The sequence below is a fragment of the Alkalihalobacillus sp. R86527 genome (genome assembly GCF_042466185.1).
GTDB lineage: Bacteria > Bacillota > Bacilli > Bacillales > Guptibacillaceae > Guptibacillus.
The window spans coordinates 1550193-1566979 of sequence record NZ_JAXHBW010000001.1 but is presented as its reverse complement, the minus strand read 5'-3'; the positions used below and the strand labels follow the sequence as shown (position 1 = coordinate 1566979).

Genomic DNA, 16787 nt, shown 5'->3' with positions numbered 1-16787 from the left:
TAATTATAATGGAATATTCCCATGTTTTTTCTTCGGCCGCTCTTCTTTTTTGTTGCGCATTAATTCCAATGCTTCAAGGAGCTTAATTCGAGTTTCTCTTGGATCAATCACGTCATCTACCATGCCACGTGAAGCAGCTATGTATGGATTCGCGAATTTTTCTCGATACTCTTCGATCTTTGCAGCTCTCGTTTCTTCTGGATTCTCGCTCTCATTAATTTCTCTTGAGAAGATTACGTTTGCAGCTCCCTCAGGACCCATAACGGCAATCTCTGCGTTCGGCCATGCATATACTAAATCTGCACCAATCGATTTAGAATTTAATGCAACGTACGCTCCACCATAAGCTTTTCTTAGAATCACAGTGATTTTGGGTACAGTTGCTTCTGAATAAGAGTAGAGAATCTTCGCACCATGTCTAATGATTCCACCGTGCTCTTGCTTAATTCCTGGGAAGAACCCTGTAACGTCTTCAAACGTAATAAGCGGAATATTAAATGAGTCACAAAAGCGTATAAATCGTGACAGTTTGTCTGAAGAATCAATGTCGAGTCCTCCAGCCATCACCTTTGGTTGGTTGCATATCATACCAACTGTTTCGCCTTTCAGCCTAGCAAAACCAATCACGATATTTTTTGCGAAGTGCTGTTGAACTTCAAGGAATGAACCAGAATCCACCACTTCTTCAATAACAGTCCGAACATCATACGGTCGTGTTGAATCGAAAGGTACTATATCTGCTAAATCCGCACAGAAATCATCGCGATCTGATTCGTTCTTCACAGGTGCTTTTTCTTCATTATTGAGAGGTAAGTAACTTATTAAGTTTCGCACGCTAGAAAGAACTTCTTCTTCTGTTTTACCTGTGAAATGTGCGTTTCCACTTTTGGACCTGTGGACTTTTGCTCCACCCAAATCTTCTGCACTTATCTTCTCACGCGTCACAGTTTCAATAACTTTAGGACCCGTAATAAACATTTGACTCGTATCCTCAACCATAAAAACAAAATCTGTTATGGCTGGAGAATATACGGCACCACCGGCACAAGGACCCATAATAACTGAGATTTGTGGTATGACTCCCGAATAGATAGAATTTCGATAAAAGATTTGTCCATACCCGTCTAATGATACCACACCCTCTTGAATCCTCGCACCACCCGAGTCATTCAACCCTATGATAGGTGCTCCATTCCTCGCTGCTAGGTCCATTACATTAGCAATTTTCATTGCATGCATTTCTCCCAACGCTCCACCGAATACCGTAAAGTCCTGTGCAAATACGTAGATCGGACGACCCTCAACTTTTCCGTAACCAGTAACGACTCCCTCGCCAGGTGCTTTTTGATCAGACATACCAAAGTCTAACGATCGATGTTCAATAAAAGAATTCAGTTCAACGAATGATCCTTTATCAACGAGCAACTCAATTCGTTCTCTAGCTGTGAGCTTTCCTTTATCATGTTGCTTCCTTATCCTCTCATCACCGCCACCCATTTCGACTTCTCTACGACGGTCATACAATTCATTGATTTTATCGTACATATCCATCATTCAGCCTCCTTTGTATCCTTCTCACATAGTTCGTATAATACTCCTCCTGCTGACTTTGGATGCAAAAAGGCAATGTTCGCACCGCCTGCGCCTATTACTGGCTTATCGTGAATAAGTTTAATTCCACGCTCTGAAAGCTCTTGAAGTCGCTCTTCAATATTGTCAGATGCTAACGCGATATGGTGGATTCCTTCACCTCTTTTTTCGATAAATGAAGTTATCGGACTTTCATCATTCATAGGTTCTAAAAGTTCGATTTTTGATTCGCCTATCTTCAAGAAAGCAACCTTCACTTTCTCAGAAGCAACTTCTTCAATCGCTTCAAGCTGTAGATGAAGTGAATCAACGTAAAATGGTAGTGCTTGTTCTAGTGATGAAACAGCAATACCTATATGATCGATCTTCTTGGGAGGAGAAAGCACCTCTTCACTGACTCCATCTCGTTCACGAACAGCTTTTTCAATAAATACAGCCGTTTCTTTTGTAGGAGTTCCAGGAGTGAATACTTTTTGTACTCCTTTTGATTCTAGGTATGGAATGTCTTCCCATGGAATGACACCTCCACCCACAACGATAATATCTTCTGCTTCACGATCCTTAAGCATCGATACAATTTCAGGAAAAAGTTCATTGTGAGCTCCTGATAAGCAAGAAAGACCGATCGCATCCACATCTTCTTGAATCGCTGCAGCTACGATTTGTTGAGGTGTTTGACGTAACCCTGTATAGATTACTTCCATACCGTAATCTCGTAGAGCTTGGGCAACCACGAGAGCTCCTCTGTCATGTCCATCTAGTCCTGGTTTTGCAATCAATACACGAATTTTCTTCATCTCATCCCACTCCCCGGTTAAACTCCTGTATATTCTCCAAACTCTTCTCTAAGTACTCCACAGATTTCACCGACCGTGCAGTAATCTCTCACACATTCTAGAATAAGTGGCATTAAATTATCATCGCCCTGCGCACCTTGTCTTAATGCTTCTAATCGAGCGCTCACTCGACTTGAGTCTCTCCGTGTTCTTAACGCTTGAAGTTTTTCTATTTGTTTTCGCTGTAGCTCAGGATCTATGCGATGTAGTTCAGGCTTAGGTTCATCCTCTAAGGTGTACTTATTCATCCCTACTACAATCTCTTCTCCAGATTCAATCTTCTTCTGTGTTTCATATGCAGCTTGATGAATTTCACGTTGCATATAGCCCTGCTCCACGGCTGAAACTGCGCCACCCATATCATCAATTTTCTCGATATAGTTGAACACATAGTCTTCTAGCTCGTCCGTTAATTTTTCTATATAATAAGATCCGCCCAGTGGGTCAACCGTATCTGTTACACCACTTTCATTCGCGATGATTTGTTGCGTTCTAAGAGCAATTCGAGCGGAATCTTCAGTTGGAAGCGCCAGCGCTTCGTCTTTCGCATTCGTATGAAGGCTTTGCGTACCACCTAGAACCGCTGCCAAAGCTTGCATTGTAACTCTTACGATATTGTTGTCAGGCTGCTGAGCAGTAAGTGTTGATCCTGCCACCTGAGTATGAAAACGAAGCTGCAAGCTTTTTGCTTTTTTCGCTCCGTATCGTTCTTTCATAATCTTTGACCAAATTCTTCTCGCAGCTCTAAACTTGGCAACTTCTTCCAAGAACTGATTATGCCCATTGAAGAAGAATGCGAGACGTGGAGCAAAATCATCAACTGCAAGTCCTGCTTCTATCGCAGCATCTACGTATGCGATTCCGTTTGCAATTGTAAAGGCAAGCTCTTGAGAAGCCGTGGATCCCGCTTCACGAATATGGTAACCAGATATACTAATCGTGTTCCACCGTGGTACTTGCTCTGCACAATAAGCAAATATATCAGTAATTAATCTCATCGATGGTTTAGGTGGAAAGATGTAAGTACCCCTCGCAATATACTCCTTCAAGATATCGTTTTGAATCGTTCCAGAAATTTCACTTTGAGAAACACCTTGCTTTTCAGCTACAGCAATATACATGGCTAGTAATACTGCAGCAGGTGCATTGATAGTCATAGAAGTACTTACTTTGTCTAGTGGAATATCTTTCAAAAGCGCTTCCATATCATCTAGCGAATCGATCGCTACTCCTACTTTTCCGACTTCTCCTTTTGCCATCAAGTCATCTGAGTCGTAACCTATTTGTGTTGGTAAATCGAACGCAACAGATAAGCCCGTTTGACCTTGATCTAGTAAGTATCTAAAGCGAAGATTCGTTTCTTCTGCAGAACCAAACCCTGCATACTGCCTCATCGTCCACGTTCTGCCTCTATACATCGTTGGTTGTATGCCCCGTGTATAAGGATACTGTCCTGGAAAACCAAGCTTCTTTATATATGACTCGTCAAGCACATTTGGATGAGCCAAACGGTCTATTTCGATTCCTGAGCTCGTAACAAACTCTTCCTTCTTCTCAGGAAATTTCGCTAATAACTTTTCAGTTAACGCCTTCCATTCTTCAAATTGTTCTTTAAAATCTTTCTGATCTGTCGTCATCCCCATTCCTCCCTGTCCAGCTATAGTCGCATTCTGCCGAAATTAAGATGTCTAACTTATATACTATTCTGTATAAAGAAAGCGTTTTCCTTCCCAAAATAAAAAATTTGTTGAATCCGCTCATAACTTGACCACTTTTAAAGCTTGTACCACTACCTAAATATGTGTAAAATAACGATAGAATGTTCAGTTGAGGGAGGGACTTTCATGCCCCGAAAAACGACTAAGATCGTTGTGTATATCATGATCATCTCTATGCTATTAAGCTTATTTGCAGGAGCTACGGCAATGTTGTTTTAAAATAAAAATAGAAGGTGCTGTCTTAGTTAAAGACAGCACCTTCTATTTTTGGTTTGAAAGAGCACCGGCCCTTTTTCCTAATTCTTCGAAAGAAGCAGAACTTGTTGTGATTACTATTTTAGTTCCTATAGGAATTTCATTGAACAGCTTTTCAATTTCGTTGTTTTGAAGCCTGACACAGCCAGCCGTAACATACTTCCCGATCGACGAGGGACGATTCGTCCCATGAAGGCCATAAATTCTCCCATCGGTATCTTCTGCATCAAATCCAATCCATCTAGTCCCTAACGGATTTTGTTTGTCCCCGCCTGCAATATTTTTCTTCCTATAATATGGATTTACAGCCTTTACAACGATTGTAAACGTACCTTCTGGGGTTAACTTATTGTCTTTACCCGTTGCGACAGGTAAGACTTTATCAATCCTATTTTGTTGAATGAAAGCAACTTGGTTTGTCTTTTTATTTACGATTACAAGTGGATCACCAACTATTGGATCACCTACAGGGAAAATGACCGAAATTGCAAGCATCATTGAGAATAAGAATTGTCCCATCTTTATGGTAACTCCTTTTTCTTCTTAGGATGCATCACACCAACGAAATCATTCGCTCTCTGAAAAAGCTCCTGGTTTTAAATATCGTTTCAAAAGTAAATACTGTTCAATTTCGTTAAGGAAGTGATGCAGAGCAGAGCGAGTCTCAAACTCTGATCGATCAGATGGTAAGGGGGAATTTCTAAACTCTTCTCTCATTTCGTATAGCTCGTCAAGAAAAACCCCCGCTGTATTTTGTGGCTTTACAGCGTCACTCAACCTTTCCATGAACTCAGCCATTTTCTGACCTTGTATGTAAGTTTGATCTAAGGATGAGATAATGGGAAGTAACCGCTCTAATATAAAGAACTGCTTTTCACGCATTTTAAAATACTTATAGTATTTATCGTCATCTCGTAACATGTGGTTCTCGATATCCTTAAGTGCGATGCTCTTCGCTTGTTGCAGGGCATCACCAACTTCTAACATTTCCTTCCCATCCCACGAACTTTCACCTTGTTGGAGGTAAACAGCATATTCCATTAAAATCACTGAGAACTTTTCCTCAATCTGTACTCTGTACTTCAACAGGTCTTTCTCAAGGTTTGGCATGTAAAGGTTGAACAGCAATGCGACTCCAATACCGATAACAATGATTGCAACTTCATTAAAAACAATCGACCAACTTACTGTACCAAAATTATAAATGTGTAGGATGATAACAGAACTTGTTATGACTCCTTCAGTTGCTTTAATCCCAACGACTACAGGAATAAACAATAACAAAAGCAGTGAAATACTAAGCGGAGTATATCCGATTCCTTCAAAAAAAGCAGCACTAAACACAATACCAAGCAAACAAGCAAGAAACCGTTGCCAAGAGCTATGGAATGATCGTTTCGTAGTAGGTTTGATACATAGGATCGTAAGTATTCCTGCAGAAACATAGTTGTCTAACGAGAAAAGTTGCGCAATAGTGATGGCGACCCCAGTACCTATGGCTGTTTTTAAAGTTCGATAGCCTATTTTCAGTTTCAATTCATATTCTTCCTTCCAACTTGTTATACTTCCTTAATATCCTTCAATTCACCCAGTCTAAACCTAATCCATTCAAATTAAAATTCTTTTAAAAAAAATAGAAAAAAGGCAACAGGTCCAAGCCTGCCGCCTTCCTATATTAGCAATATTTATTGAATAGGTATTGTAGCATTCCTACTACTTCTTCAGGATCGCTTCCTTCAATTTCATGGCGTTCTACCATGTTGATAATTTCCCCATCTTTAAGCAAGGCAAATGAAGGTGAAGATGGTGCAAAGCCTGTAAAATAAGAACGTGCTTTTGCAGTAGCGTCTTTATCCTGTCCTGCGAAAACGGTTACGAGATGATCAGGGGTTTTTTCGTTAGAGATTGCAGCTTTTGCAGCTGGGCGTGCAACTCCACCAGCACAACCACACACGGAGTTAACCATTACAAGCGTAGTCCCTTTCTTTCCCATAACCTCGTCAACTTCTTCTGAAGTTGTAAGTTCTTGATAACCAGCAGCTTTAATCTCTTCTCTTGCTGTAGCTACCACATCATTCATAAATAAATTAAAATCCATAGACATTCCTTTATTCCTCCCTTAACTCGGTACATCTTACAATATATTGTATCGCGAATACGCATAAAATTCCAAGAAAGCTTTTTAAAATGAATAAGAAAATGACCGTCTCATTGATGAGACGGCCTTTCTGTTTAATAAACAGAAGTATTTTCTTTAGAAATGTTCTCAAGGTTTTCTTTCACACGCGCAAGGAATTTACCACAGATCATACCGTCAAGAACTCGGTGATCAAGAGATAAACATAGATTTACCATATGACGCGCACCAAACATACCGTTATCCATAATTACTGGGCGTTGTACAATACTTTCCACTTGAAGGATAGCTGCTTGAGGATAGTTAATGATCCCCATTGATTGTACTGATCCAAATGATCCAGTGTTGTTTACTGTGAAGGTTCCACCTTGCATTTCGTCACCTTTAAGCTTGCCGGACTTAGCTTTTTTCGCAAGCTCTGTTACTTCACGTGCAATACCTTTAATAGACTTTTCATCAGCATTCTTAATTACGGGAACAAATAGCGATTCGTCCGTACCGACTGCGATGGAAATATTGATGTCTTTCTTTTGAATGATTTTGTCTCCAGCCCACATTGAATTCATTTGAGGGAATTCTTTTAGCGCTTCTACAACAGCTTTTACGAAGAAAGCAAAGAACGTTAGGCTATAGCCCTCTTTTTTCTTGAAGTCATCTTTGACACCATTTCTATATTCAACTAGGTTCGTCACATCGACTTCAATCATCGTCCAAGCATGGGGCGCTTCATGCTTACTACGAAGCATGTTGTTGGCAATAGCTTTACGAACGCCAGTGACAGGAATCTCGATATCACCTTCACCAACAGGCACTTCTGAGCTTTCCTGGGTAGCTTTTGGTGCTTTTGGTTCCTTTGGCGCTTCAGCAACTGCTGATTCTTGCTTCGGCTGTGACTCCTGTTTTTGTTCAGTCTTAGGAGAAGGTATTTCTCCTGAGTCGATGATCTTTTGAAGATCTTTTCTAGTAATACGACCACCTTTACCCGAACCATCTACCTGGTCAAGATCAATGTCGTGCTCTTGAGACATACGTAGAACTGCAGGTGAATAACGTTTCTTCATCGGTTGTTCTTCTTGCAGCTCTTTTTTATCTTCTGAGATATTTTCTATTGCTTTTTGTCCAGTAGAGTCCTCTTGTGTTTCTTCAGGGGAAGCCCCACCTTCGATTTCGATGTAGCAAACAAGCTCTCCTACTTCTAACGTGTCACCTTCACTGGCAACTAATTCTTTAATTTTTCCTGTATAGGAGGATGGAACTTCTGCATTCACTTTATCCGTGTTTACTTCCGCAATCGGGTCGTACTTGTTGACAGTGTCGCCAACTTCTACGAGCCACTTTTCTATTGTTCCTTCAGTTACACTTTCTCCCAACTGAGGCATTAAAATCTTCTCAACAGCCATACAATAACCTCCTCGGTATACGCTTTGTTTAGTATTCAGCAAGCTCCCGCATTGCTTTTTCCACTTTATCAGGGTTAATCATGAAGTATTTCTCCATTGGAGGTGAATAAGGCATTGCCGGAACATCAGGACCAGCTAAGCGCTGAATTGGAGAATCCAATTCAAACAAACATTCTTCAGCAATAATGGCAGAAACTTCACTCATGATACTACCTTCTTTATTATCTTCTGTAACGAGAAGTACTTTTCCAGTTTTCGTAGCTGCTTCTACGATCGCTTCACGATCTAGCGGATAAACTGTGCGTAGATCGAGAATGTGAGCAGATATCCCGTCCTTTTCAAGCTTCTCAGCAGCCTGCAGGGCAAAGTGAACACATAAGCCATATGTAATGACTGTAATGTCTTCTCCTTCACGTTTCACGTCAGCTTTACCGATAGGAAGTGTGTAATCTTCTTCAGGTACTTGGCCTTTTATTAGGCGATACGCACGCTTATGCTCAAAGAAAAGAACAGGATCTTCATCACGAATAGCTGCCTTAAGCAATCCCTTGGCATCGTATGGAGTAGACGGCATGACAATCTTCAACCCTGGAACATTAGCAAATAACGCTTCAACAGATTGCGAATGATATAACGCGCCATGAACGCCACCGCCATAAGGCGCTCTAATTGTAATTGGACAACTCCAATCGTTATTTGAACGATAACGGATTTTTGCTGCTTCAGAAACGATTTGGTTAACAGCTGGCATAATAAAGTCTGCGAACTGCATTTCAGCAACTGGTCTCATACCATACATTGCCGCACCGATTCCAACCCCAGCAATTGCTGATTCCGCTAGTGGTGTATCGATTACACGCTGCTCTCCAAACTCATCATATAAGCCATCTGTTGCTCTGAAAACGCCACCTCTGACACCAACGTCTTCACCGAGTACGAATACTTTTTCATCACGTTGCATTTCTTCTCTAAGTGCTTGAGTGATTGACTGAATATATGAAATGACTGGCATTGTTACTCCCCCTTACTCCGCATATACATGCTTCATAGCATCTTCAGCAGGTGCATATTCGGCATTTTCTGCATATTCCGTTGCTTCATCGACTTCGTTTTTAATTCGATCATTGATTTCTTTCTCAATCTCTTCAGTCAATACACCGGATTCCTTTAAGTACTCCGCAAATGTAATAACTGCGTCTTTTTTCTTAGCTTCTTCTACTTCTTCACGCGTACGGTATGCGCGGTCATCGTCATCACTTGAATGAGGAGTCAATCGATAAGAGACTGTTTCAATTAACGTTGGACCTTCTCCGCGACGACCTCTTTCTACAGCTTCTTTTGCCGCTTCATATACCGCTAGAGGATCGTTACCATCAACAGTTACTCCTGGCATACCATATCCAATCGCACGATCAGATACTTTTTCACAAGCAAGCTGTTTTGATACAGGGATAGAAATAGCATATTTATTATTTTCACAAACAAATAGTACTGGTAACTTATGAACACCTGCGAAGTTTGCAGCTTCATGGAAATCTCCCTGGTTTGAAGACCCTTCACCGAAAGAACAGAATGTGACTAAGTCTTTTCCTTCCATACGACCTGCAAGAGCGAACCCTACTGCATGAGGTACCTGAGTTGTTACAGGTGATGAACCAGTAATGATATTGTTCTTCTTTTGTCCGAAGTGGCCAGGCATTTGTTTCCCAGCAGAGTTAGGGTCTTCTGCTTTTGCAAAGCCAGATAGCATCAAATCTCTTGCAGTCATTCCAAACGTTAATACAACACCCATATCACGGTAATACGGTGCTACAAAGTCCTTTTCTGGATCCATTGCGAATGCTGTACCTACTTCAGCTGCTTCCTGCCCCTGACATGAAATAACGAATGGAATTTTTCCCGCTCGGTTTAGAAGCCACATCCGCTCATCAATTCTACGAGCCAGTAACATTGTTTCGTACATCTCGAGTACACGTTCATCTGTAAGCCCTAGAGCTTCATGACGTTTTTCTGTCTTGTTAGCCATTATTTCTACCTCCTCATTCGAGTTATATTAAGAATGGATCGCCTTACCATCAACAGCAAGTGCAGCTTCTCCTATCGCTTCAGAAAGGGTTGGGTGAGGATGAATCGTGTGTCCTACTTCCCAAGGTGTCGCATCTAGAACTTTCGCAAGTCCTGCTTCAGAGATCATGTCTGTCACATGAGGACCGATCATATGTACACCTAAAAGATCATCATTATCTGCATCTGCAACTAATTTCACAAATCCATCTGATTCACCAAATACGAGTGCTTTACCGATAGCTTTGAATAAGAACTTCCCTGTTTTCACATTATGTCCTTGTTCTTTTGCAGCTTCTTCAGTCAATCCTACACTTGCCATTTCAGGGCTGCTATAAATACAACTTGGTACTTTCGTATAGTCCATTGGTGCTGGCTCTTGATCCGCCATATGTTCAACTGCTGTAATCCCTTCATGAGATGCTACGTGTGCAAGTTGCATTCCACCAATTACATCACCAATCGCATAGATATGGGATTCTGCCGTTTGATAAAATTCATTTGTTTGAATAACACCTTTTTCGACTTTGATCGTTGTATTCTCAAGCCCGATGTTCTTCACATTAGCTTCTCTACCAACTGAAACGAGCATTTTGTCTGCATGAAACGTTTTCATTTCACCTTTGTGTTCTGCCTGAACCGAAACGCCATCGCCCTTTTCAAGCGTATCGCCCATTACTTTCGCTCCAGTGAAGAGCTTAATGCCTTTTTTCTTAATCAAACGAGCTGCTTCTTTCGATACTTCGTGATCTTCTGTCGGAACGATTCGATCAGAATATTCAAGAACAGTTACATCAACGCCGAAATCAGATAACATAGAAGCCCATTCGATTCCAATAACTCCGCCACCTACTATAATGATGGACGAAGGAAGAGACTCCATACGAAGAGCTTCATCAGAAGTCATCACATAGTTTTCGTCAACCTCAAGCCCTGGTAACGTCCTCGGCTTAGAACCCGTTGCAACAATGACGTTCTTTGGAATTAACATAGGGTTTTCCTCGCCGTTATTCATCTCGACTGAGACTGTTCCGGGCATAGGTGAAAAGATTGATGGTCCGAGAATTCTTCCAAACCCTTCATAAACATCGATCTTTCCTTGCTTCATTAGATGCTTTACGCCATTATGAAGCTGATCTACAATACTTTGCTTACGCTCTTGGACTTTATTAAAATCAAGTGCTACTTCTTTTGCCATCACACCAAATTTCTCACCATGTTTTGCTGTCGCAAAAACTTCAGCACTTCTAAGTAATGCTTTACTAGGGATACACCCACGATGAAGGCATGTACCACCAAGTTCACGCTTTTCTACAATCGCCGTTTTTAACCCGAGTTGAGAAGCACGAATTGCCGCTACATAACCGCCTGTGCCTCCACCCATGATGACGAGATCATACTCTTCAGCCATTCAAATTCTCCTTTTGCAAAAACATTATTTTAAAACCATCGAATTAACGGTAGTGTTTGGATATTCTTTCGCATCCTCTTCTTTCCTTAGAACGCGTAAACCACCTTCTGCAAGAGCCTGTAGTTCATTTTCACCAGGATGAACCACCACGTCAGCAATCCATTTAACATGGTCAGTTATCTGTTTCACAAATTGTTTTCCATAAGCCATGCCACCGGTTAATACGATTGCATCAACATCTCCACAAAGAACAGCGCTTGCAGCCCCTATTTCCTTACCGATTTGATAAGCCATCGCATCATAGACAAGTTTTGCTTTTTCATCGCCAGATTCAATCAACTTTTCTACTTTCACAGCATCATTGGTACCTAAGTAGCCAACAAAGCCTGCTTGTCCTACTAGCTTTTTCATAATTTCCTCTGCGTAATACTCACCTGAAAAACACATGGAAACCAAATCACCGACAGGAACGGTGCCCGCACGCTCAGGCGAAAACGGTCCCTCGCCATGAAGGCCATTGTTTACATCGATGACTTTTCCATTTTTGTGGACACCGACCGTAATTCCTCCGCCCATATGAGTAACAATCAAGTTAAGATTTTCATATTTTTTGTTTAACTGAGCTGCAACTCTTCTAGCAACAGCTTTTTGGTTTAGTGCATGAAAAATACTTTTTCGTTCTATTTCTGGTACACCTGAAAGTCGCGCAACATCCTGAAGTTCATCTACGACGACAGGGTCTACGATAAAGGAAGGAATGTTTAGTTGCTCTGCAATTTCAAAAGCAATGATCCCTCCAAGATTGGAAGCATGTTCTCCAGAAAAGCCATTCTTCAAATCTTCAAGCATCTGTTCGTTAACAGAATAAGTTCCGCCTTCGATTGGGCGAAGAAGACCTCCGCGACCAACTACAGCAGCAAGTCGCGAAATATTGATTGCTTCTTCATCTAAAGCTTCTAAAATGGTACTTTTCCTAAATTCATACTGATCAATAATGGTATCGAATTGATTGATCTCTTCTGCGTCATGACGGAGCGTCTTTTCAAACACAGCGCGCTCATTATCAAAAATACCAATCTTCGTTGAAGTCGATCCTGGATTAATTACCAGTAGTCTATATTCTTTATCACTCACTTGAGACCCTCCGTTTACTTACGATGACTTAAAATGTGCTGAGAGTTCATCAAGAATTGGCTTCTTGATTGTTTCATTGCTTCAATTCTTTCTTCTGCAAGACGATCTGCAGCTGCATAGGTAGGAATACCATCTCGCTTAGAGATTTCAATGACTTTTGCGATATTGTCATAAATCCCTTCTACACGTTTCATTGCTCGGTCACGGTTGTAACCGTATAACTCATCAGCAACGTTAATCACTCCACCAGCGTTGATCACGTAGTCAGGTGCATATACAATGCCCATTTCATGGATCTGATCACCATGAGTTGTTTCACGAAGCTGATTATTTGCAGCTCCTGCAATGACTTTTGCTTTAATTTTACCGATTGTATTATCGTTAATAACTGCCCCAAGAGCACACGGTGCGAAAATATCACAATCAACAGTGTAAATATCGTCAATATCAACTGCTTTTGCTCCAAAGTCAGAAACCGCACGATCGACAGACTCTTTGTTAATGTCTGTTACTACTAAGTTAGCTCCTTCTTCATGGAGATGTTTACATAGGTTGTAAGCCACGTTCCCTACACCTTGAACTGCAATTGTCTTGCCTTCAAGAGAGTCTGTACCGAATGCTTCCTTCGCCGCAGCTTTCATCCCTACATATACGCCATATGCTGTTACTGGTGACGGATTACCTGAAGAACCAAAAGCAGGTGAAATTCCAGTCACATATTCTGTTTCTTCATGGATTGTATCCATATCTTGAACGGTTGTGCCAACATCTTCTGCAGTAATATAACGACCGTTCAAACCTTGAATGTAACGACCGAATGCTCTAAACATCGCTTCGTTCTTATCTTTTCTAGGATCCCCGATAATAACCGTTTTACCTCCACCAAGGTTCAAGCCTGCTGCAGCGTTTTTGTAAGTCATACCTTTCGCCAAGCGCAGTGCATCTTCAAAAGCATCGCCTTCTGAATCATATGTCCACATTCTCGTTCCACCAAGTGCTGGTCCAAGTGTTGTATCATGAATCGCAATAATCGCTTTAAGACCAGATGCTTTATCCTGACATACTACTACCTGCTCGTAATCATAAGTTTCCATATATTTAAATAGTTCCATGTTAATCTTCCTCCCTGATTGTTCTTATTTATTAGTTGATCTTACTGCTAAAGCAATACTATAGACTTTACTTTCTGCATTATCAGATCGTGAAGTTAACACGATTGGAGCTTTGGCTCCAGCGATAATACCCCCTACTTTTGCATTAGCAAAGTACACGAGTGATTTATATAATGCATTTCCAACTTCAATTGAAGGTACAAGCAAAATATCAGCAAAGCCAGCCACTTCACTTTTAATACCTTTATGACTTGCGGACTTAGCAGAAATAGCATTGTCTAAAGCTAACGGACCATCAATTACACAGTTTTTTATCTGCCCTCTACTATTCATTTGCGTTAAGGCAGCTGCATCAAGTGTTGCTTGCATTGCTGGATTGATAACTTCTACAGCTGCAAGAGGTGCCACTTTCGGTGTTTTGACGCCTATAGATATCGCTACTTCCACTGCATTGTTTACGATGTCAACTTTCGCTTGTAAGTCTGGTTCTATATTCATGCCAGAATCAGTTACAAATACCATTCTGTCATAGCCTGGGACATCAAATGCTGCGAGGTGGGAAAGACCTTTACCTTTCCTGAGCCCATACTCTTTGTTAAGGACTTCTTTTAGAATGATTGAAGTAGAAACCATTCCTTTCATTAGAACATCCGCCTCACCATTTCTGACAGCGGTTACAGCCGCTTGGCAAGATTGCTTATCATCAGTAGAGTGTACAATACGAATGTCTTCCGAGTGGTTTAATTCTTTTTCTTCTAAAATGATACCGATTTGTTCCTCATCCCCATAAAGAATGAATGAAGCAAGTTTTTGATTCACCGCAATTCTCACTGCTTCAATTACTTCTCGATCAGCAGCGGCTGCTAATGCTACAACTTTATTTGTTTGCTCAGATGCCTCTTTCAATAGGTTGTCTAGATTCATGATGTCCCTCCTTCATATGCACCACAATATATAATGCAATTTCCATGCCAATTATAAAATGGCTCTAAATACGAATTGATTGACTTTGCACCATGCAAGATCATTCAAACCACGCAAATTATTGCATGCCATTTTATTCAATTCCGTGTTTCTCCATTTTATAATAGAGGTTCCTTAGAGAAACACCCAGCGCTTTAGCAGTAGCAGTTTTGTTACATTCATAATAACGAAGCGTTTGTTGGATCGTCTTTCTCTCAAATTCATCCACTAGCTGAGACAGTGACTTTTCAGGTGTTCTTTCTACTGATAACAATTCAGCACTTTTTGTCTCACTTAATAAAGACGGGATATGGGATAGCTGAATAACAGATTCAGCGGGATCCATGTGGATAACGATTCTACCTAATACATTCTCAAGCTCTCTGACGTTACCTGGCCATTCATACTGTTTGAGGTACTCTAAAGCCTCAGGTGTAATCCCTTCCACATTTCTTCCATAGTCTTGATTAATTTTAGCGATCAAATGATTCGACAGGAGGTCGATGTCATCTTTTCGCTGTCTAAGTGGAGGAATTTGTATCGGCATACGATTCAATCGATAATATAAATCTTCCCTAAATGAACCATCCATTATTCTCTTTTCAAGTTTTGCATTGGTAGCAGCAATTATTCTTACGTTAATCGATATCGGTTTTGTCCCACCAACACGAACGATTTCCTTTTCTTGAAGAACACGCAATAATTTCACCTGTGTATTCTGTGATAGCTCACCGATTTCATCCAAGAAAATGCTTCCGCCGTTCGCTTCTTCAAAAAGTCCTCTTCTACCACCCTGTTTCGCTCCTGAAAACGCACCGTCTTCGTAACCAAAAAGCTCACTTTCAAGTAACGATTCAGCGATTGCTGCACAATTAACCCTTATGAACTTATTGAACTTACGATCGCTTGCATTATGTATGGCATGAGCGAATAATTCCTTACCTGTCCCAGACTCTCCTCTCAACAACACAGTCGCTGGAGTTGATGCCGCGAGTTTCGCCTGCTGAATTGAGAATGACATTTCTTCTGATTTGCCGATTATGTCTTCAAAGGAGTACTTTGCCTCAAGTGTCCTAATAATTTGTCTGGCTCTCTGAAGTTGGTTGTTTAAGGAGTGTAGTTCAGAGACATCATGAATAACCCCGACACTTCCCTTTAACCTTCCATCTACCAGTACAGGTGAAACATTTACGACAACATCACGTTTCTTGGGTCCTACTTTCATTTGAACTCCACGGACTGGCTTTCTTGAGCTTAGTACACGCATGTGCATGCTTTCACCTTCAGATATGTCTGTGGTAGCTGGTTTCCCTATTACTTCGTCTTGTTCTAGCCCGGTTAACCTTGAGTATGCGGGATTGATCATTAGTCCTCTACCGTTTTCATCTACAACAGATATCGCTTCATCAGATGATTGGATAATTGCTTTTAACATGGACTGTATACTTTTCAAGTTTGTCACTTCTTGAGCCATCTCTTCAATAGCAGTCATATCTCGAAATACTGCTAAAGCTCCAACCCGGGCGCCATTGCTATCGAGCAACGGAATTCTAGTTGTGATGATTTTTTTCCCGTTCGGCAATAGTTGCTCTTTGTTTACTTCAGAGTGTCCACTAGACAGAACTCTCGGGAGCTGGCTTGTTGCCATTAATGAGCCTACAGGCCTACCTTGAGCTTGCTCCTTACTTATTCCAGTTACTTTTTCGGCACTTCTATTGAAGAGCGTGACAAATTCATTTTTATCTATCGCAATCATTCCATCATGTGTTGAATCAAGTATTATTTCCTGCAATTTAGATTGATGCCGCAACGTGTCGATCAATGTTTCTTTTTCTTCAATCAAACGAAGTACAATGTTTGCAACGGAACCAGGAATAAGAACTGTTTGCTTACTTCGTTTTTCTCGAATTTCTTTGAAAACGTTATCATCACCGGTTGCTTCTATAATGACATCGATTTCATAATCAGCTAATGGAACTTGCCAGTCATTGTAAACATCAATGCCTGCTTTCTTAGCTGTCACAATCCCTGGAGCTTCTTCATTAAGATCAACGACGGCTACCACGTTCATCATCTTTGTCTCTCGAAGTATATTTAGCAACGCGTTTCCACCGTTACCCGCTCCCACAATCATACATTTGCGCAATTATTCATCACCTGCATTTCT

Annotated in this window: 15 protein-coding genes; 1 reads left to right on the top strand and 14 read right to left on the bottom strand. The window is 41.0% G+C overall.

The genetic code is table 11. From position 1 onward, the window contains the following. Nucleotides 1-3: 3 nt before the first annotated feature. Genes SJY16_RS08000 through SJY16_RS07990 form a run of 3 tightly spaced genes read right to left on the bottom strand, consistent with a single transcriptional unit; the run spans nt 4 to nt 4063 of the window. Entirely contained in the window at nt 4-1554 is a 1551-nt protein-coding gene (locus SJY16_RS08000; RefSeq protein WP_377888604.1) for an acyl-CoA carboxylase subunit beta, read from the bottom strand. After that, nucleotides 1551-2387 (bottom strand): methylmalonyl-CoA epimerase, encoded by an 837-nt coding sequence (gene mce, locus SJY16_RS07995; protein ID WP_377888602.1) that lies wholly within the window; start codon nt 2385-2387, stop codon nt 1551-1553. The genes SJY16_RS08000 and mce overlap by 4 nt, the downstream gene beginning before the upstream one ends. A gap of 17 nt (nt 2388-2404) precedes the next feature. Continuing rightward, nucleotides 2405-4063, bottom strand: coding sequence for an acyl-CoA mutase large subunit family protein (locus SJY16_RS07990; RefSeq protein WP_377888601.1), 1659 nt, complete (start codon nt 4061-4063; stop codon nt 2405-2407). A 207-nt stretch (nt 4064-4270) separates the two neighbouring features. Here SJY16_RS07990 and prli42 point away from each other — a divergent pair, with 207 nt between their 5' ends. Then, entirely contained in the window at nt 4271-4363 is a 93-nt protein-coding gene (gene prli42 / locus SJY16_RS07985) for a stressosome-associated protein Prli42 (RefSeq protein WP_136947454.1), read from the top strand. 42 nt (nt 4364-4405) lie between these two features. Here prli42 and SJY16_RS07980 read toward each other — a convergent pair whose 3' ends face one another. The 11 genes from SJY16_RS07980 to SJY16_RS07930 all read right to left on the bottom strand — a co-directional run bounded on the left by SJY16_RS07980 (nt 4406) and on the right by SJY16_RS07930 (nt 16766). After that, nucleotides 4406-4918, bottom strand: coding sequence for a L,D-transpeptidase (locus SJY16_RS07980; RefSeq protein WP_377888600.1), 513 nt, complete (start codon nt 4916-4918; stop codon nt 4406-4408). Between the two features lie 48 nt (nt 4919-4966). Beyond that, nucleotides 4967-5935, bottom strand: a complete 969-nt coding sequence (locus SJY16_RS07975) for an aromatic acid exporter family protein (protein WP_377888599.1) — start codon at nt 5933-5935, stop codon at nt 4967-4969. Nucleotides 5936-6074: 139 nt separating this feature from the next. Then, nucleotides 6075-6503, bottom strand: coding sequence for a BrxA/BrxB family bacilliredoxin (locus SJY16_RS07970; protein WP_377888597.1), 429 nt, complete (start codon nt 6501-6503; stop codon nt 6075-6077). A gap of 128 nt (nt 6504-6631) precedes the next feature. Continuing rightward, a complete protein-coding gene (locus SJY16_RS07965; RefSeq protein WP_377888596.1) occupies nt 6632-7936 on the bottom strand; it encodes a dihydrolipoamide acetyltransferase family protein in 1305 nt (434 codons plus the stop codon). A gap of 28 nt (nt 7937-7964) precedes the next feature. Then, complete coding sequence (locus tag SJY16_RS07960) at nt 7965-8948, bottom strand: alpha-ketoacid dehydrogenase subunit beta (protein WP_377888595.1); 984 nt, start codon at nt 8946-8948, stop codon at nt 7965-7967. 12 nt (nt 8949-8960) lie between these two features. Then, complete coding sequence (locus SJY16_RS07955; protein ID WP_377888593.1) at nt 8961-9962, bottom strand: thiamine pyrophosphate-dependent dehydrogenase E1 component subunit alpha; 1002 nt, start codon at nt 9960-9962, stop codon at nt 8961-8963. A 27-nt stretch (nt 9963-9989) separates the two neighbouring features. Continuing rightward, nucleotides 9990-11411: a dihydrolipoyl dehydrogenase gene (gene lpdA, locus SJY16_RS07950; protein WP_377888591.1), complete on the bottom strand. Its 1422-nt coding sequence runs from the start codon at nt 11409-11411 to the stop codon at nt 9990-9992. Between the two features lie 24 nt (nt 11412-11435). Beyond that, nucleotides 11436-12545 carry a butyrate kinase gene (buk, locus tag SJY16_RS07945; RefSeq protein ID WP_377888590.1) on the bottom strand — a complete coding sequence of 370 codons (1110 nt, stop codon included), beginning with the start codon at nt 12543-12545 and terminating at the stop codon, nt 11436-11438. 14 nt (nt 12546-12559) lie between these two features. Further along, the gene (gene bcd / locus SJY16_RS07940) at nt 12560-13657 is read right to left on the bottom strand and encodes a branched-chain amino acid dehydrogenase (RefSeq protein ID WP_377888588.1); all 1098 of its coding nucleotides are present in this window, start codon (nt 13655-13657) and stop codon (nt 12560-12562) included. A gap of 24 nt (nt 13658-13681) precedes the next feature. Continuing rightward, a complete protein-coding gene (gene yqiS, locus SJY16_RS07935) occupies nt 13682-14581 on the bottom strand; it encodes a phosphate butyryltransferase (protein WP_377888586.1) in 900 nt (299 codons plus the stop codon). A 133-nt stretch (nt 14582-14714) separates the two neighbouring features. Further along, a complete protein-coding gene (locus SJY16_RS07930) occupies nt 14715-16766 on the bottom strand; it encodes a sigma 54-interacting transcriptional regulator (RefSeq protein ID WP_377888585.1) in 2052 nt (683 codons plus the stop codon). Nucleotides 16767-16787 lie beyond the last annotated feature (21 nt).